This window comes from Ruegeria sp. C10, assembly GCF_056537805.1.
On the sequence record NZ_JBQFSC010000008.1, the window covers coordinates 1 to 19,256 of the forward strand.

At 54.1% G+C, this 19,256-nt stretch carries 8 protein-coding genes and 1 pseudogene; 6 read left to right on the forward strand and 3 right to left on the reverse strand.

Features of this window, described 5'->3' with window-relative positions; all coding sequences use genetic code 11:
* Positions 1-2,801, forward strand: a 2,801-nt coding sequence (locus ACR0DE_RS20850; protein WP_480755152.1) for a right-handed parallel beta-helix repeat-containing protein, incomplete at its 5' end; no start/stop codon positions are given.
* A 61-nt stretch (positions 2,802-2,862) separates the two neighbouring features.
* Here ACR0DE_RS20850 and ACR0DE_RS20855 read toward each other — a convergent pair.
* A complete protein-coding gene (locus tag ACR0DE_RS20855; RefSeq protein ID WP_170567819.1) occupies positions 2,863-3,984 on the reverse strand; it encodes an acyltransferase family protein in 1,122 nt (373 codons plus the stop codon).
* Positions 3,985-4,593: 609 nt separating this feature from the next.
* Between ACR0DE_RS20855 and ACR0DE_RS20860 the strand changes: the two genes are divergently transcribed.
* The 4 genes from ACR0DE_RS20860 (at position 4,594) to ACR0DE_RS20875 (ending at position 10,746) form a co-directional block, all read left to right on the forward strand.
* A complete protein-coding gene (locus ACR0DE_RS20860) occupies positions 4,594-6,591 on the forward strand; it encodes an acyltransferase family protein (RefSeq protein WP_480616225.1) in 1,998 nt (665 codons plus the stop codon).
* A gap of 298 nt (positions 6,592-6,889) precedes the next feature.
* Positions 6,890-7,945: a glycosyltransferase 61 family protein gene (locus ACR0DE_RS20865; protein ID WP_223118735.1), complete on the forward strand. Its 1,056-nt coding sequence runs from the start codon at positions 6,890-6,892 to the stop codon at positions 7,943-7,945.
* 71 nt (positions 7,946-8,016) lie between these two features.
* Positions 8,017-9,096, forward strand: coding sequence for a DegT/DnrJ/EryC1/StrS family aminotransferase (locus ACR0DE_RS20870; protein ID WP_170567817.1), 1,080 nt, complete (start codon positions 8,017-8,019; stop codon positions 9,094-9,096).
* Positions 9,097-9,099: 3 nt separating this feature from the next.
* Positions 9,100-10,746, forward strand: a complete 1,647-nt coding sequence (locus ACR0DE_RS20875) for a hypothetical protein (protein ID WP_480755155.1) — start codon at positions 9,100-9,102, stop codon at positions 10,744-10,746.
* A 34-nt stretch (positions 10,747-10,780) separates the two neighbouring features.
* Here ACR0DE_RS20875 and ACR0DE_RS20880 read toward each other — a convergent pair whose 3' ends face one another.
* Both ACR0DE_RS20880 and ACR0DE_RS20885 read right to left on the reverse strand, forming a co-directional pair.
* The gene (locus ACR0DE_RS20880) at positions 10,781-12,127 is read right to left on the reverse strand and encodes a glycosyltransferase (RefSeq protein ID WP_170598724.1); all 1,347 of its coding nucleotides are present in this window, start codon (positions 12,125-12,127) and stop codon (positions 10,781-10,783) included.
* A gap of 96 nt (positions 12,128-12,223) precedes the next feature.
* Positions 12,224-12,322 (reverse strand): annotated as a pseudogene (locus ACR0DE_RS20885) (integrase core domain-containing protein); the annotation flags it as partial.
* Between the two features lie 486 nt (positions 12,323-12,808).
* Between ACR0DE_RS20885 and ACR0DE_RS20890 the strand changes: the two are divergent.
* Positions 12,809-19,255, forward strand: coding sequence for a type I polyketide synthase (locus tag ACR0DE_RS20890; RefSeq protein WP_480755158.1), 6,447 nt, complete (start codon positions 12,809-12,811; stop codon positions 19,253-19,255).
* The last annotated feature ends 1 nt before the right edge of the window (position 19,256 follow it).

Sequence of the window (19,256 nt, forward strand, 5' to 3'; positions counted from 1 at the left end):
AGACGCCGGTGAACGAAGATCCCGTTGAGGATGATCCTGTTGATCCGACACCTGTTGATCCGACACCAGGTGATCAGGATGACAACTCGGATGGTGGCGGAATCCCACCCGTAGACGTGGATTCGGCCTTTTCCGTGGCCGGCGGTCGAGTGACAACGCTACAGGTGGAAAATAGCGAATCCGTTGAAAGTATTTCTATTCTGGAAGGCCCGGATCACGGGAACCTGACCGTGAACCCGGACAATACACTGGCGCTGGTGATGAGCCACGAGCAGGAGTTTTCGGGTCAGATAAACTTTACCTATGAAGTCACTTATGCAGGCGGTGCCACCGAAGTGCATGGTAGCACTGTGAACGTGCAGCCGACCACGCAGGGCGATGGCTGGGGAAAAGGTGACTTCTACATGCTCGAGCAGGATGAGAACGGGAATGTCGTTGTCGAGCATGGTGACAATCATCGTGAGGTCTATGTTTCGGGCAGCAATGATGCGCTGAGCATCTCGGATATCGCCGCCATTGAGGGGCTGCGTGCTGACCAGATTACGGCGCAATGGCTTGTCAACAATCCTGAATACGGCGGCAGTGAAGGTATGGCGCTGGACAGTCAGGCCGGGATGATGCTGTGGCGTCAGATCACGGGTTCCGGCTCCGAGCCGTCCTCGCACTGGCTCCTGTTTGAGCGCGGATATGAGTATGATGGGCTGGGTAGCATCATCGAATGGGGCACTCAAGGTGAGAGCCCCCTGCATCCGATCCATATTACCGCTTATGGTGACGGAGACCGCCCAACCCTTCATGACAACATCTCGATCATTGCCGAACAAAGCGACTATATTGTCTTCTCCGATCTGGAGGTGACCGGTGGGGTCCAATCTCTAACTGGATCTCACCTGTTGTTCGACAATGTGGATTTCAACAGCAATACTCTGCTGGTTGACGGTGCCGTTGGATTTACCCTGAATAACTCAACAGTCACAGATGTTTATCTTACGTCACCATTGGAGGGCGGGTCTTGGACTGGCTATGAGGGCGCGACGGGAATTCTAATGAGCAATACTGATGGTCTGCTCATCCAGAATACTCTGTTTGATCAAAATGGGTTTGCTCCAGACTATGACCCGAATTTGTCGACCTCTGGTGGCCAACCTCCGAGTGTGTTCAGTCACGGTGTCTACATTGACTACAACAACTTGGATGTCACATTCCGCGACAACATTGTGATGAATGCGGCAAACAATGCGATGATGATCCGCTCAGGCGGCTTCATCGAGGACAACGTCCTCGCAAACAGCAACGCGGCAGGCAACTTTGCCGGGGGCAATTGGAACGGTTCGGGCTACATTGGCAATTATACACTTTTTGCAGACAACGTCGTGACCTCGGCAGGCTATCACGTGGCAGAACATACTGGCGCGCCATCTATAGGGATACACAACAACGGTCTGGACACAACGATGATAGACAATATCATCGCGCACTTGGCCAACCCCGACAATCCGGAAGAGATAGCTTATAAGGAATGGGCAGGCTATGCTGTTGGTCACACCCAGAACCCTTTCTATGACGACACCATCGTATATAACTGGGATGGTTCAAGAGAAGAGCAACCAGACCAGAATATTGATGGTCTCAACACGGACATTCTTAACGCGACCACGATTCAGAATTTCACCCAGCAACTTCTGGGCGATCCGAATGCAGATATTCCGGATCTGGTGGCGTTTCTGCGGGCTCAGGCCGACGGCGAACTTGATCACTATGTGGACGCCGACCTGATCATTGACTTCTTCCAGACCGGCTTTGGCTTGGCCGTCGAGGAGCGCGTCATCGCTGAAACCGTGCGGTTCGTGCCCAGCGATCTGGGGGATGGTATCCGCTGGGACAACAGGCTCAACTGGACGACCGAAGACCTGCCTGGCAGCGTTGCCGGCGACAGTGTCGATCTGGGCGGCAATTGGGTCAGTTACGGTGGCACAACTGTCATTGCGAACCTCGAGTTGGGCGACGGCGGTACGTTGACCGTTGGTAATGGCAAGCTGACTGTCACTGGCGACACCACGGTCGGCGAAGATGGCGGCACGATTCAGGTCTCCAATGTCGGCCAATTGTGGATGAATGGCTATGGCGACGACGATACACTCGTGCTCAATGTCGACGGCGGCCGTTTCGTCAATACCGGTGATATGAGCGGGAGTGCCCAGACCACCGTCACGGATGGTCAGGCGATTTTGGCCACAGATGGTGCCAATTACGATGTCGAGGCTGGTGCGATCCTTCATGTTGAAGGCAACGATGCCAAGGTCGGTTTCGATGGAGAAACAGGCGACACCGCCGTGCTGCGCCTTGCCGAAGATGGTACGTTGGCCTTCTCGGCCGAGGATGGCGACATCGGCGGGATCGGGGAGTTCCGCTCAGGTGCCTTCGGTGACGACCCGGACGTCGCTTCGGGCGCGAACCTTGGTCTGGGTACGCTTGATCTGGACCTCTCTGGCCTTTCCGTCGGCACATATGAGCTGTTGTCCGTCGATGAGATAATCGGGGAGTTCTCCGACGTGTATTTCAATGGTTTGGCAGGCAACCATGACGCCGATCTGGTGGTCGATTACACCAATGATACGATCACCCTGTCGGTGACAGAGGGCTCGGGCTCCGTGAATATGTCCTATGTTGGTGAAGAGGGTGATATGGACGACCATGGCGCTGCCCTTTGGGCGGCCTTGACAGATGGTCATGATCCGCATTCCGATACCCTGCCGACGGAAATCTATAACGAAGCCGAATTGGTCTATATGATTGGCTGAACCGGCCACTCAGATCCTCAGGGCGGTTGAGCATTCCTCTACCGCCCTTTTTCTACAGAAATCAGGGCTTCTGTAGCAGGCCGAGGAATGGCTTTCGGCGCTTGAATGACAAGAAGTAGTTTTCATAGGTTCTGAAGCTTATTTCAGCGATTGCGATGGAGATCGGAATATAAGCCAGAGTGACCAGAAGCGACCAGCTTGGATCACCCGCGGAGACGCCCAGAAATGCCAGGCCGCGGGTTGTGAAATCCAACCCGATCAGATGATACAGGTAGACGCCGTAACTGATCGCACCTACCCGCGCGACGGGTGGTAGTGACAGAACAGGGGACAATGCGTTGTCCTCCCGCACGACCAAAGACCCCAGCAGGAGCGCCATGATCAGATGCACAACAAGCTGTGGCCAACCTGTCAGGTTTACGGGTAGAAATTCCAGAGCAACTATCAAGACACCGAGCCAGATCAGCGCGCTCCATCGACCACCAAGGCCGCGTGACAGTACCATGTAGCCACGACGATTATTCAACAATACAGCCAGAAATGAGCCCAACAAGATGGCCTCATAAGCTCCCCCCGGTAGTGCCCAGACCGCGTTCTCGGTACGCAGCGGGCCTGGCCACATCCCCCATTGTTGGGCATAGGCACAAAATACGATGGCCGCCGCCAAAAGCCAGCCGCGGATATGGCGCATATGCAGGGTCAAAAGCAGGACCAGCGGCCAGAGCAGGTAGTATTGTTCCTCGACCGAAAGTGACCAGGTTGGTGCTAGAAGCGGGATTTCTTCGGTCAGGAAATTGGCCATAAAAAAATAGTAGAACTTGACCAACGGCACATATTGGGTCTCGCCTTTCAACGCGATGTAATAGATCGATAAGGCTGTCACGATCAGGAAATAGACCGGCAGGATCCGCAGCGCCCGACGCCAGTAGAAGCCCGCAATAGAAAATTGCCCCTTACGGGCCTCTTCGCGCAGTAGAAGCGTCGTAATCAAGAACCCACTGAGCACGAAGAACAGGTCCACACCAAGGAAGCCGCGATCCAACAGGCGTAAAGGTTCCTGACCCGGATCAAAGAGCGGGCTGTGGTGCCACAGTACTGCGCCGATGCAAAGACACCTGAGCCCGTCAAGCGAGCCGAAATGCCTTCGTGCAAGATAGTCGTCGTATAGATCTTTGGCCTGCATACAAAATAACCGCTCAAATTGCGCCGCTAGTATTACGAAACACCCCAAAAGAACCAGTGCCGGATTTGGTTTTAGGCCAAATGTTTAGCGGCGGCCACGCTGAAGGCCGCAGAGGATGAGACATTTTTTTGCCGCTGGAGCAAGAATAATGATCCCGTGACGCACTTGCTGCAATTGTGCGACGGTCGTTCAAAATCCAAAGCGCCTAATAGACACTGTTCTGTGTTGAGAACATTTGATCACTTTAGCCCGCATATCAAAGCGCATCCGGTGTTGCGAATGCTCGTTATGTTCGTCTCAGCGACTTCTGCAGGCAATTCATCGACACAGTGAGAACATCACCAGTCGAACACCCGCTGATGTCTGCCACGGCAGAACTGTGCAGAGTTTAAAAATGGAAGGAGATCAAGAAAAAGACACCCTAAAAACAACGCTTGCAGCCCTGATTTGCCGTCGCCTAAACTGAAACCGAACCAGATCGTACTGTACGAAACCACCGACGTGTTCTGAAAAGCTCTGATAACAGACGAACGCGGCTTGGGTTTATCTTGTGTCGAAAGGTTGGGTGTATCGGTAAATTTGATTATTGAGTACTTCTAGGGACAAAGGATGACGGTCTCATCATCTGACTACAGACGTGAAATCGATGGATTGCGCGCCTTGGCGATCCTGCCGGTTGTGTTTTTCCATTTTTCGCTCCCCGGTCTGGGTGGCGGGTTTGTTGGCGTTGATATCTTCTTTGTCATCTCCGGTTTTCTGATTGGCGGGTTGCTTTGGTCGGAACTCACCCAGACGGGTGGGATCCGATGGGACCAGTTTTTTCTCCGCCGGATACGGCGACTGGCACCAGCCTATTTCACGATGGCGATCAGTTGCCTTGTGGTCGGCTGGTTTGTCCTTCTGCCGTTCGAGTTTCAAGAGCTGGGCAAAGAGTTGATCTCCTCTACGGTCTATTTGTCCAACGTTTATTTCTACCTGTCTGCGGGATATTTCGACACCGCAGCGGACGAGAAACTTTTGTTACATACGTGGTCACTGGCGGTCGAAGAGCAGTTTTACATCATATTGCCGCTTTTTCTTTTGCTTTTACGACGTGCCCAAAAATGGCTGCCAGTTATCCTGATTAGTCTTGGGCTGGTGTCATTGGTGGCATGTATTGGCTTCACCTCCCTGTCTCAGCCCGCGGCTTTCTATCTGTTCCCCTTCCGGGCCTGGGAGCTTCTTGCTGGTGTTTGTCTGGCGATCTTTGGGCATCGCTATGGCTGGCGATGGTCCATACATCCGCTTGTCAGCTGGATCGGCTTACTGCTGATTGTTGGGTCCGTGACGCTGATCCCGTCGGACGAGAGTTTCCCGGGGATCTGGCCCCTTGCGCCGGTTCTGGGCGCAGTTCTGATCATCGGAAACGGTAAACATGACAATCCCGTCAATTGGGCATTGAACCATCCGGTGCTCGTCTTCATCGGGTTGATTTCCTATTCCCTCTACCTTTGGCACTGGCCGGTGATCGTGCTGGCCCAATACTATTCGGGTGAGGAATTGAGCCTGCTGGTACGAGTGATGTTGATCGGCGTCTCTGTGATATTGGCTTGGGCGTCCTTACGGTTCATTGAAAAACCTGTTCGTTTTGGCAATCTGAAACCTCAGGCGCTTTTGGGAGGCGCTGCCGGAGCCTCGATAATCACCCTAGGCGGTGGCGCGGTGATCTATCTTGGGGATGGGATAGTCGAACGCTTCCCCCACGATGTACGTACCCACATTGAAGCTTCACAGGACTTCAGATGGGATACACCGACCTGCCGTCTTTCCGAGAGCTACGCCTTTCCGGGCAGCACAGTTTGCCACATCGGCCCAGAAGGTGACCCTGAAGTATTGATTTGGGGAGACAGCCACCTTGTTGCTTTGTCGGCTGGTATAGAGGCTGCCGCAAGATCGGCTGGCGTGCCTACATTGGTTGTTTGGCAGCTTGGCTGCGCACCTGTGTTCGGGATTGGAAAGGACGAGAGCTTTCAGCCAGAATTAGAAGACAGGAAATGCGAAACCGCAAATACGTCTCTTCAGCAAGGCTTGGAAGAATTGCCGGATTTGAAGGCGGTGCTTTTAGTGAGTCGCTGGGCCTATCATGTTGAGGGTAAGGGCGTCGGCTTGGATGAAGGAACAACGACCAAGTTGTTTCCATCAATTGGCGGGCTTTCTGGGGATGATCAGCCACAACTTTTTGCAAAGGCTCTTCATTTTACCGTTGATGAACTGGAGAATAAATCTGACAGGGTGTTCGTATTGGAACATCCGCCAGAAATTTCAAACTATCTATCATATTTTTTGGCACGCGATGCGGCGCTACGTGGCATGGATGACAGCGAACTTATGGCCCGTACACTGGTTCAAAGCAAAGATTTGAAACAACGAATGTACAACACTAATCGAGCGCTCGAACCCGTGCTGCGCCGCCCGAATGTCACACTTCTGGAAACCTGGCCGGAGTTTTGTACGGGCGACATTTGTTCAGCGATGAAGGATGGAAGAGCCGCATATCACGACAACAACCACGTAACCATAACCACAGCCCTGGGTTTGCAACATCTGTTCTCCCCCGTTTTTGAATAGGGATGAATTAGCGAGAGGGAAATCTGTTTTCGAAAACCTTCTGGCCAGAAGGCAAAAATAACGGCATAAGCTCCGAAATTTATGATGAAACGCAATTTGGTATCACCAGACGCGGACCACGCGTGCTCTTTCCTCATAGAGTGAAAAGATCAAATCCTTGATTAAAACGTCATCCGCTCGCGATCCACTTTTTCAAAGACTGAGCCTTGCCTGATCGCTGTATGTTTGATGACCTTGCCAAGCCTTGTCTGTACAGTTGTAAAGTGCCGGCTTCCCAACCAGAGAGGATTCTTTTGTGGTGATCGACACTATCAAAATGCGTTGGATGGCCGCGCGCTTGGCACGGGGGCGCGGGGGCGACTTTCTGAGTAGGGCAGATCGTGTTCACGAACTGGCCCCAGGTGAGCGCTCCTCAAGCCAGCCTGCGGTGTATTCGGAAGTAGACCTGGAAAAAGTGCAAAGGATTGCTCCTTGGCGCAGCTGGGATATCGAACAGGTTTTGATCAAGGGCGCGCCAATGGACCACGGGCCGACCTTGTCTTACGAGATGTCAGATGTACTGGTTTCAGGCGCGTATCTTTATAAGGGTGCATTGCGGGGGCGCTATGGGGCGGGCAACGACAGATTGTTTGGGAAGCCCCAGAGAGAATGGCAGGAGTTGGACAGTGCACAACTTGTGACCTGCAGGGTCGGAAGTGAGCATTTCGGTCATTTCATGTGGGACAACCTGCCCATGGAGTTGTTGCCCGGGCCGAATGATCATCCAATCACCTTATGCGCGTTACCCCGCTGGCACGAAGAGGGATATCGTAAGGTCTTCGGTATGGCTGCACCGCCTGTGGTTATGCGTGGCCGTGTCAGGAATCTGACCGTTTACTCAGATGTCGGACAAAATGCATTCCGGGCAGCGAGGTATCAGGAGCTGCGGGCGCGGGCGCGTCGGTTTGTGTGTGCTGATGGACCTCTTCCGGACCGACGGGGCGTTTATATCCTGCGTGGGCGCGGTGGCGAGCGTCGTGAATTGATTAATGAGGCTGAAATTGCCCAAGAACTGAAGGCCGAGGGCTTCGTGATCATCGACCCTGACCAAATGGATGGGGAGGAAATTACCCGACTGTCTATGGGGGCTCGTGTCGTTGCTGGTGTCGAAGGCAGCCATATCGCCCACGCGCTTTTTTCCGTTGCCGATGGTGGTGCCTTTTTGATCATACAGCCACCAGATCGTTTTTCGATGGTATATAAAGAGTTTACTGACAGGATGGGCTTGTCTTACGCTTTCCTTGTCGGAGACCCGGTCGACAACGGATTTCAAGTTGAACCGGATAGTTTGAAACGCTTATTGGAAAGGCTTTGAAGCAGATTCCTCGAGATGCACGTACAATTGAAGAGCGGCTAAATTATAGCAATACCCTCAAGGGAATTGGGATGGAAAAGGCTGAAAAAAAAGCCCGAAAATTCACCACGACACACTTAGCTGTGAAATTCGTTGAGGCGAAGAATCCAGACATACCTTTGGTCGCCAGCTTGTTGGAAACCTGTTCGGCCATGAACCAATGGGCCAACTTTGGACCTCTTTATGACCAGTTGGTCGCCGATTACTCCACGCATATGTCGCTGGGTCCTGAACTGACGCTGACGCCTTGTGCCAATGCTGGGATCGCGCTGGAGATGGCTGCACGAGCCTTGGCGGCTGACACAGGAGTGCCGAAACTGAGGTGGGTTGGGTCTGCCTTCAGCTTCAAGAACCTCGGGCGAGGATATTTCTCGGACATGTCTTTCGTCGATTGCGACGAACAGGGCGTCATGGACCTCGACGATATCCTGACGCTGGAGGCCGACAGCTATGATGGCATTATCGTTACCAACCCTTTTGGTCTGGTACGAGATTTTGACCGGTTCATCGCTTTTGCCAAGCAAACTGGCAAGCAGCTCATCATAGACAACGCTGCAGGGATGGCGCGCAACATTCCGCCTTGGCCGTGGCAGGTTTTCAGCCTGCACCACACGAAACCCTATGGATTGGGTGAAGGGGGGATGGTGCTATCGCCAGCTTCGGCGGCCCAGTTTCTGCGCCTGCTGATCAACTACGACCGGATACCAGAGGCGCCAGAATACTGGCTAAACAATGGCAAAATCTCTGACATCTCATGTGCGTTTCTGATTGCGCGGCTTGCAAACGTCGCTAAGTGGAAACCCGGTTATCTCGAACAGCGTACCCGCATTGCCGCCCTCTTCACGGACGCGGGCGCCGCATCGCTTTTGCCAACGGATGGAGCCCCGGTCACCAACAGCATACCTGTATTGTTGCCACGTCCGATTGATCATGCACGTCTTGCCACCCTGAAGCTTGGTGTGGATATCGCCCGGCAGTACCCGCCGCTTGCACCGCTGCCACAGGTCAGTGCCATTTACGAGCGGCTGATCAATTTCCCGACCCATCCCGATTTGAGCATTCTGACGGATGCAGAGATTTCAAAGGATATCGAACTTTTGCTCGAGCATTGACATATGGCCTATTCTTCACGTTCGGATCATGGACTGACGGCGCTGGTGGCGCTTCTGATCACCATGCTAGGTGCCGCTCTGGCATATTGGGTTCTGATGCCGACGGTTGGCATTGACGATGCCAACATCACGCAGGTTTATGGTCGCAACCTCGCGGCGGGGCATGGCTATGTCTACAATATCGGCGGCGAGCGGGTCGAAGGCTCAACCTCGCTTATCTGGACTCTGATCAACGCAGTGGCCTTCTGGATCTCAAGCACGCCTGAAATAGGCCTGGCAGCGCTTAGCGCCGTGTTTGCCTGGGTTACACTCTTTAGCGCCATGCGGATCACCCGGGAGTTGACAGCTGAAAGTGGGCCGATCCCCGCGCTTCTGACCGGGGCGGCCTTTCTGGCCTTCCCGGCGTTTTTCGGCTGGATGATCTGGTCGCTGATGGATGTCACGCTGTGGGTCATGGTGATCGCAGTGATGGTTTGGCTCTTATGCCGGATCGACAGGGCAGGGCCGCGCGGTAATCTAGTTTTGGGGGTAGCGGTGCTGGCCGCGCTGTTGCCTGTGACGCGACCTGAAGGGATCGCACTGACCATGGCGCTTGCGGGGTTTTACGTATTGCGCTGGCTATTTTTTGCTGTGCCAGGTCTGTTGACCGGGCTTGTGATCGGATTGGCAGGCGCGGGGAGTTTTGCCGCCGCCACAGCGTGGCGGCTGAGTTATTTTGGTTATCCGGTTCCCAACACCTTCTATGCCAAAACCTCGACTGATCTTCTGGCGCAAGCTGAACTCGGCGCGCGCTATGTGTTGTCTTACTTACAAGAACCGCAGAATGTCTTGTTGTTCGTCAGTTTCTGTCTGTCTGGTGCGATGGTGCTGTCACGTGGGGGCTGGGCGCAAAGGGGGGCCTTCTGGCTTTCGGTCTATCTGATCGTAGGCGGTGTAATGGTCTATACCGTACTTGGCGGAGATCACTTCGGATCACATCGGCAGTTTCTGTATTTCCTGCCGTTGGCCTTGCCCATCATTGTGGCTGGGTTGGCGAGTTGGACCCCCACAGATCGGCCGCAGTGGCAGATTTCAACCTTGCTGATTGTACCATTCGTCGTGATTGCCTTGGTGGCTGGAGCCCGTTTTGTGCAAACAAAAGGCAATATGATCATAGAATTTGCGATCGCGGACGCGGGACGTGTGCTTGGAGACAAGCTGAACGCACTTCCGGGCACACCTTCCATAGGTGTGTTCGCCGCTGGTGCCATTCGCATGACCTATGATCACGAAGTCCTGGATTTACTCGGATTGAACTGGACGAAAATGGCCCATGCGCCCGATGATGGTTACCGATCAGACGTGCCCAATCAGCATGGGTTCAACAGCAACGTGTTTTGGGAGAGTCCGCCAGATGTGTTGCCGATTTTTCCATCCGACAGCACGTGCCCGTCCGAATGGGTGCCGCTTTCCGGGTATCTAGATGCGGCCTCTGATCAAATTTCCCAGACCGAAAGATTCCGTGCGACCTACGATCTTTTTTGCGACGCTGGAGTGTCGTTTTATGCCGCGCGCGACTATGTCACCCAAAGTTGGGAAGGAGATGAAACAGGTGCTTTTCGGAAGATCCTGCCTAACCATTTAGAGGGTTCTCTGCCAGTAGCCGAATAACTGGATAGGATGTTCAACACTTGAGAATTAGTCTTTAAGAAGAAAAGTGAGGTTTCTTCATCTTTTGCTCAACAATGGGTAATTTTACGGGAAATGGGGTGGGTTTCTCGATTGAGCGTTTGGTAACCCAATCGTACACGTCGCTTATCTGTTGTGCCTTGGCTTGCCAGGTAAAGTGGTTTCTCACGTATTCTCTAATAACGTCTGATACTTCCACTAGTTCATCCAATTTGCTTAAAATGCTCTCTAACTCATCTCGAAACCGCTCGATTATCTCGTCGCGAGATCCTATCTGGACCTTGTAGCCCGTGCCAGAAATTACCAGTTCGCCCGGTCCAGCATAGTCTACTATAACTGGCACAAGTCCCATTGCCATTGCTTCCAATACCACACCTCCGCCAAATTCGCGGATGCTTGGAAAAGTTAATAACTGGCATTTGCTCGCGGTTTCTTGGACATCCTTGTGTTCAACCCAGCCATGAAAAAATACTGAATCTGTAACTCCAAGGTTTTGAGTGGTCGCTATCAAATCAGGCATCATCGGGCCATCACCGATGATATCTAGTGTCATTCGTCCGTCAGCAAGAAATGGGGCAGCGGCCTCTATTAGCATGTCAGGGCCTTTGTACGGTACGAGGCGTCCAATGAAGCATGCGCGCAAAGGTAAATTGCCAGAATGAGAAGCGACTTGGTTAAAGCGCGTCATATCGACAGCGTTTTCAGGAATATAAATGCACTTTGTTTGAAATTGTTTTGGGATCTCGCTTTCAGTGTATCTTGATCCCGTCAAAATAGCACTTGCCGAAGCCAATGTTGCAGTTCTTCCGGGCAGGAGTTTATAGGCTCCTCGCACATAAGATAGCCACTCACGTTCTCGTCTTCGCTCTGCATCAAATCCGTCAGGCCAAGGCACGCCCCCGTTCAGTGGCCCTAGCACAAATGGGACGCCTGCCCTTAAACATCGTTTTGCCAAAGAACTTGGGGCGGTTGGTGAAAGGGGTGTAATACGATGGACAATGTCATAGTATCCTTCCCGAATGCGGCTGCCGAACTTTCTCCAGACGAGTTTTTCGAAATAGGGATAAGCGATGGCACTAATCGCCGCCTCGGTGGTCCATCCCTTTCCCTCTCCCATGCGCAAAACACTGGCGATTTTCCACATGGGCCGTGCTAGTGCCTCGGAATCTAATGCGGTGAAATCGGTGCCTTCTTGTAGCCCCGCCCGCGCTATTGCTTCGCGATTTCGTATTTGCGTCACTAGGTGAACATCCGCAACTTCTCGTAGTGCGTTGTACAGCGACCATCCAACAAGGGGGACACTCACCCACTCAGGGTTTGCGGCTTCAGCAATAACCAGCACTCGCAGTTTCTTAGTACTCATGTTACTTAGTCTTTCTTTGCATATTGGCTGAGTGTCTGGATTTCAAAGAAGCTGTTTTGATCTGATCAGCCCCACTTTAGTGGTCCAATTTGATTGTTAGTGCACGACTGGCGTTTGGTCCATCTGGATGATGGATGCTGAGACCGGAGGGCGGTAGCCCAGAGCACTGTGTGGTCGTTTCGTGTTGTAATGTTTCTTCTATTACTCGATCAGGAATATTATCGGTAACATACCGTCTAGGCCAGATAACGGTCGATCAAGACTTCAACGCCACGGAGGACTGAAAAAGATTCTGCAGCATCTGCCAAGAGATAGAGAAGAGTTGCGCCCGTTACGTTCTCGTCAAATCTAGACAAAAATGGTCCGCTCAGACCGCTTGAGAAATACAGTTGCTAACCTGCGTCTGACATCAGACAATAACGCAACAAAACTACCCTAAAGCGACTTTCTGTATCCATTTTGCAGACAGTCTATCGTTGAGTTAAACAGATTTCACGCGTCTTATGGTCGCGCAAACCAAGGCATTTTCTGGAGAGTTCCTTTAGCTTATGAAAAATGTGTCTCATTCTGTTGGGATAAAAATCCTCACAAAATTTGTATAGTGTTTAAAATGCCAGATTTGTTTGGCAACATTGTTCGCACTGCATAAGATCAATGCGGTTCAGTCATAGGTGTATTTAAGTGAGTAGTTCCGTTCGGGAAAACGATATTGCCATTGTTGGCATGGCCGCGCATTTGCCTGGGGCGGCCTCGGTTGAAGAGTATTGGCACAACCTGCGGGACGGCATTGAATCCATCCGCCATCTTAGCGAAGACGATCTACGCGCAGCGGGTGAAGCTCCGCATTTGCTAAACCGACCGGATTATGTGCCTTTTGCCGCCCCTCTGGAGGGGTTTGAGGGTTTTGATGCCGAGTTTTTTGGCCTCTCCCCCAAGGAAGCTGCCATCATGGATCCGCAGCATCGCCAATTCCTTGAGGTGTCTTGGGAAGCTCTGGAAAATGCCGGCCATACACCCGAGAGCTTTTCAGGTCCGATTGGAGTCTTCGCCGGTTGTGGTATGGGCAGCTATTTTTATTTCAACATCTGCTCGAATGCTGACCTTGTGGACGACGTGGGCATGTTCCTGTTGCGTCATACCGGCAATGACAAGGATTTCCTCTCGACGCGGCTGAGCCATATTCTTGATCTCAAAGGCCCCAGCGTGAATGTGCAAACGGCCTGTTCAACCTCACTGGTGGCAACACATTATGCTACGCAAGCGCTGTTGACCGGTGAGTGTGATATGGCGATTGCCGGGGGTGTCACCATCGAGCTGCCGCAAAATCGCGGCTATATCTACAAAGAAGGTGAGGTCCTGTCGCCGGATGGTCATTGCCATGCCTTTGATCATCGGGCGCAGGGGACGGTTTTTGGATCGGGGGCGGGGGCCGTTATCCTTCGCCGCTTGTCAGATGCAATTGCCGATGGCGATCACATCTGGGGTGTGATCAGGGGCACGGCGATCAACAATGATGGTGCTGACAAGGCCGGGTATCTGGCTCCTTCCGTCGAAGGACAGGCCGCCGCCATATCGGAAGCCCATGTCATGGCCGATGTTACGGCAGATACGCTCGACTATGTGGAATGCCACGGCACTGGTACATATCTTGGTGACCCGATCGAGGTGGCTGCGCTGACACAGGCCTTTTCTGACACCACCGATGAGACGGGTTTTTGCAAGCTTGGATCGGTGAAAACCAATATTGGCCATCTGGATACAGCCGCCGGTGTGGCGAGTCTGATCAAGGCATCCTTGGCCCTGTATCATCAGGAAATCCCACCAAGCCTGGGCTATGAAAAACCCAATCCGGCGATCGATTTCGAAGACAGCCCGTTTCGCGTCAATGATCAGTTGACCCCATGGGCATCTCACAAAGGGCCACGACGCGCCGGAGTGAACTCGCTGGGTGTTGGAGGTACCAATGCTCATGTGGTGCTGGAGGAAGCACCCGCACGGGCCGCATCTGAGTCATCAGATTGGCCGTTCCAGTTGTTAACTATTTCTGCGCACAGCAAAAAGGCGCTTGAGGGCAATTCAGCTGCACTGGCCGCACATTTGCGTCGGCATCAGGATGAAGATCTGGCTGATATTGCATGGACCCTCAAAGAAGGCCGCCAGGGATTTGAAAAACGCCGTGTGATTGCTGCTGAAAGCCATGAGGAAGCCGCGGCGCTTCTGGAAGGCGGCGACCCTCGCCGGGTCTTTACGCATTCCGTCATCTCCGACAATCCCGATCATGTCTTCATGTTCCCCGGGGGCGGCGCACAATATGCCGGCATGGCGCGCGATCTCTATGAAACAGAGCCTGTTTTTGCCGATTGGATGGATCGCGGATTGGAGATTTTGCAGCCCAAGATCGATTATGACATCCGTTCATTGTGGCTGCCGGAACCCGGACAGGAAGCCGAGGCCGACGCGCGCCTGACCACGCCGTCGGTGCAATTACCGCTGATCATGATCACGGAATATGCGCTGGCGCAGCTCTGGATCAGTTGGGGTGTGGAACCAGCCGCGCTTGTCGGTCATTCCATGGGGGAAAACACCGCTGCTTGTGTGGCCGGTGTCATGTCCTTTGAAGACTGCATCGGCCTTGTACATCTGCGCGGCCAGCTTTTTGATACTGTGCCCGCAGGTGGCATGCTGAGCGTACCGCTGCCTGCAGATGAGTTGCGCCCGCTGCTGGGGGATGATCTGGATTTGGGCGCGGTGAACGCTCCGGGTTTGAGTATTGCAACCGGGCCTCAGGCCGCGCTTGACGCGCTTGCAGACCGATTGCAGGCGCAGGACATCGACTGTCAGCGTATCCAGATCGACATCGCCGCCCATTCCCGCATGTTAGAGCCGATCCTGCAGGATTTCGGGGACTACCTGCGCAGTATCACCCTGAACGCTCCGCAAATTCCTTTTCCGTCGAACCGGAGCGGCACCTGGATCACAACCGAGGAAGCAACTGATCCAGAATACTGGGTTGGGCATCTCAGAAACACTGTTCATTTCGCCGATTGCATCACCACACTGGCAGAAAACCCCGAACGGATTTTCATCGAGGTTGGTCCGGGCAAAGCGCTGGCCTCGTTGACGGGTCAGCATGACAAGGTTGACGCCAACCAAGTTATCGGCAGCTTGCGCCATCCAAAGGATGACATCGCTGATGACGCATATTTCCTGGCGATGCTGGGTCGGGTCTGGGCGTTGGGCGGAGATTTTGACTGGGGCCAGTATTGGGGCGAGGCGCGCCGCAATCGCGTCGTGTTGCCCAGCTACGCCTTCCAACGCGCGCCTTATTTCATTGAGCCGGGCAAAGCCCAGTCAGATGCTGAAACTCAATGGTTGATGCGCAGCGATGATCCCGCTGGCTGGGGGTATCGTGTCAGCTGGACCCCTACCTATGCTGCTTGCGATATCGACGTGGCGCAGGGCCTGGAAGATGTGCCACCAGAAAGCTGGCTTGTCTTTGAAGATGAAGCGGGGCTGTGTCGTCAATTGGCTGAGCGCCTGCGTGGTGCTGGCCATGCCGTCACCACGGTGGTTCCTGGCGACGGTTTTGCGCGCATCCATGAAGATCACTACTGTCTTGCCCCGGAGCGGGGGCGCGAAGGCTATGACATGCTGCTCAGGGATTTGTCGGATCAGAGCCGCCTGCCCACACGTATCGTGCATGGCTGGTCCCTGACAGACCGTGAAAGTTTCCGCCCTGGCAGCAGTTTCTTCCATCGCAATCTGGAGCAAGGCTTTTACAGTCTCTTTTTCCTGGCGCAGGCGATTGGCGAAGAAGACCTACCAATGCCGCTGCACATGCATGTGCTGAGTTCGGGCGCATTACAGGTTCGGGATGAAGATTTACCGCACCCGGAAAAAGCCACGCTGACAGGTCCTACGCGGGTGATCCCGCGCGAGTTTCCCGGCCTGACATGTGCCCTGCTCGATATCGATCTGCCTCAAGCCGAAGGCAAACGCCGCCGCCCGGCGCTGCCCGGCGACATGGTGGGTCAGGTGCTTGAGGATCTGCTGGCAGAACCTGCCACGCTGACGGCGGCCATTCGCGGCGGCAAACGCTATGTACAGGGGTACCGGTCGCAGCCTCTGCCTGAGCCTGACATTGCAGATTTACCTCTGCGAAACGGGGGCACTTATCTGATCACCGGTGGGTTCGGAGGTATTGGGCTCACATTGTCCGAAGCTCTGATCCGCAAAACCGGAGCCAACATCGTTCTTATGGCCCGTAGCCCTCTGCCTGCGCGTGACAGCTGGGAACAAATACTGCATCAGAATGCTCCGCAGGACCGAACCGTCCGGAACATCCGCGCCATCCAGACACTTGAAGCCGCTGGCGGGAAGGTCCTGCCGATTGCTGGGGACGTCAGCAATGTCGAAGACATGCAGCGCATCATTGCGCGCAGCGCGCAAGAGTTCGGAGAAATCCATGGTGTCATTCATGCCGCTGGCTTGATCGATGACGCGCCCATTATGACCAAGTCCATGATGGAGATTGAAGACGTCTTTACCCCCAAGATTCACGGCACACAGGTGCTTGATCAGGTATTTCCTGACGGGGCGCTTGACTGGCTGGTTCTGTTTTCCTCGAGCTCGACGGCAACCGCGCCCATTGGGCAGATAGATTATGTGGCCGCAAATGAGTATCTCAACGCCTACGCGCGCGCGCGCTCGGAAGACCAAACACAGGTGTTGGCTGTAAACTGGGGCATCTGGTCCGATGTGGGCATGGCCGCAGACGCCATGGAAACGCGTATCGGGCCCGAAGAAGCGCCGGTTGAACCGATTGACCAACCCATGTTGGACAACGCCACTTTTGACCGGTCCGGAAATCGGGTTTTTACCGCAGAGTATGAAGTGGCGGAGCGCTGGTTCCTTGATGATCACCGTACCAAGGCGGGTCAGGCGCTGGTGCCGGGCACAGGCTATCTGGAGCTTGCCTCCGAAGCCCTGCGCGCCCAAGGCGAAACCGGCCCGTTCGAAATTCGCGACCTTTATTTTCTGCGCCCGCTGGCTGTTGACGATGATGCCGGGCAACAAGTGCAACTGCGCCTGCCACGCAGCGATATGGGCTATGATCTGGTGATACAGAGCGCACCTGAAGGGGGATCGAGCTTTGAGATGAACGCGCAGGCCAGCCTGTCGCTCTTGCCGCTGGAAAACCCAGAACCTCTTGATATTGCTGCTATCATCGCCCGATGCGCTCCGCAGTACAAAGCCGAAGAAAATGCGCGCCTGACAGCTGCACAAGAAGCACATTTGAAGTTCGGCCCACGCTGGCAGGTTCTGACCCAAACAGCACTTGGAGCCGAGGAAGGGATCGCCCATCTCAGCCTGCGTGTAAGCCTAACTGACGATCTGACCGCAGGCTATGATCTGCACCCCGGCTTGATGGATTTGGCTACGGGTTGGGCGATGGAGTTGATCGAAGGCTATCAACCTACCCATCTGTGGGTACCCGTCTCGTATCGTTCCGTGAAAGTGTACCAGCCGCTTGGGCCACAAATCGTAAGCTGGGTGCGCAGCGCTGGTGACAATCAGGCTGACGGCGAAACGGCCAGTTTCGATGTCATAATTGCCCTGCCTGATGGCAGTGTCTGTGTCGAAGTCGAAGGCTTCACCATTCGGCGAATAGAATCCGTTGCCGACTTTGCCCATAGTGAAGCACCAAACACCGCGAGTACGGGTGATGTGGAACTTGCACAACCTCTGTCGCCTGCCGAAGAGCGCCTGCGTCATAACTTGTCGCAAGGTATTTCCTCGACAGAAGGCGCTGACCTCTTCTTCCGCGCACTAAGGTTGAACCAATCGCAGGTCATTCTCTCATCATTGGACCTGAACGGACTGATTGAACAGGCCGCAGAGACGGGCGCGTCCACCGGTGACAGCGAGCAGAAATTCCAGCGCCCAGACCTCGACGGGGAATATGTGGCGCCGGACAATGATATTGAACGTCGATTGGCCGGGTTCTGGCAGGAGCTGCTGGGGGTTGATCAGATCGGGGTCGAGGACAGTTTCTTCGACCTTGGAGGGCATTCCCTGATCGCCGTCCGGCTTTTTGCGCAGATTCGGAAAACCTACAATGTGGACTTCCCTATTTCAGTGCTGTTCGAGGCGCCTACTATTCGCAAATGTGCCGAATTGATCGCCGCACGTGGTGTCCCCACCGAGGGCACTGCGGAAGTGACCCCAGCAAATGCACCAGTCGCACCTACACGTCGCTTTACGCATCTGGTGCCGATGCATTCGGGCGAAGGTGGATCGAAGACACCCTTCTTCCTGGTGGCGGGCATGTTTGGCAATGTGCTCAACTTGCGCCATCTGGCCCATCTGATCGGATCCGACCGACCCTTCTATGGACTGCAGGCTCGCGGCCTTTACGGCGACGAGGAGCCCCACCGTGATCTGTGCGAAGCGGCATGTGATTATATCGCCGAAATGCGTCAGGTTCAGCCACATGGCCCCTATATGTTGGGTGGGTTTTCCGGCGGTGGTATTACCGCTTACGAGATTGCCCGCCAGTTAACGGAAGCAGGTGAGGAAGTTCTGGCGTTGATCATGCTGGATACACCTTTGCCGGTCCCCCGGGCGTTGAGTACGCGGGATCGAGCGGTGATCCAGTGGCTTGAGCTGAAGAAGAAGGGGTTATCTTACCCGATAACTTGGCTAAAAAACCGTATCGCCTGGGAGGTCGAGAAACGACAGCGTCGTCTTGAAGACGATACCACGACAGCAGGTCAAAATTTCCACGATACCGCCATTGAAGCTGCGTTTTTGGAAAGTATCGCCAATTACCCGCTCAAACCTTGGGATGGGCCGCTGACTCTGTTCCGCCCGCCACTTGTTGGTAAATGGCAGGTCGCGCCAGACCGTCTGGTCAATGACGATCGCGACTACCTGAGCCCTGATAATGACTGGACCGAATGGGCTCCTAAACTTGAGATACATGAAGTCCCCGGAGATCATGACTCCATGGTGTTGGAGCCCAATGTACGAGTACTCGCGGCTCGGATGCGGCGCAGTCTGGAAGCCGCAGACAAATCCGCACTCTCTACCCCTCTTCGACAACTCCGGCAGGAGGCGGCTGAATAAA

What these genes read in the sequence shown, in the direction of transcription:
- ACR0DE_RS20875 (WP_480755155.1), top strand. Translation starts at nt 9,100, where the DNA reads ATGGCCTATTCTTCACGTTCGGATCATGGACTGACGGCGCTGGTGGCG.
- ACR0DE_RS20855 (WP_170567819.1), bottom strand. Translation starts at nt 3,984, where the DNA reads ATGCAGGCCAAAGATCTATACGACGACTATCTTGCACGAAGGCATTTC.
- ACR0DE_RS20860 (WP_480616225.1), top strand. Translation starts at nt 4,594, where the DNA reads ATGACGGTCTCATCATCTGACTACAGACGTGAAATCGATGGATTGCGC.
- ACR0DE_RS20880 (WP_170598724.1), bottom strand. Translation starts at nt 12,127, where the DNA reads ATGAGTACTAAGAAACTGCGAGTGCTGGTTATTGCTGAAGCCGCAAAC.
- ACR0DE_RS20870 (WP_170567817.1), top strand. Translation starts at nt 8,017, where the DNA reads ATGGAAAAGGCTGAAAAAAAAGCCCGAAAATTCACCACGACACACTTA.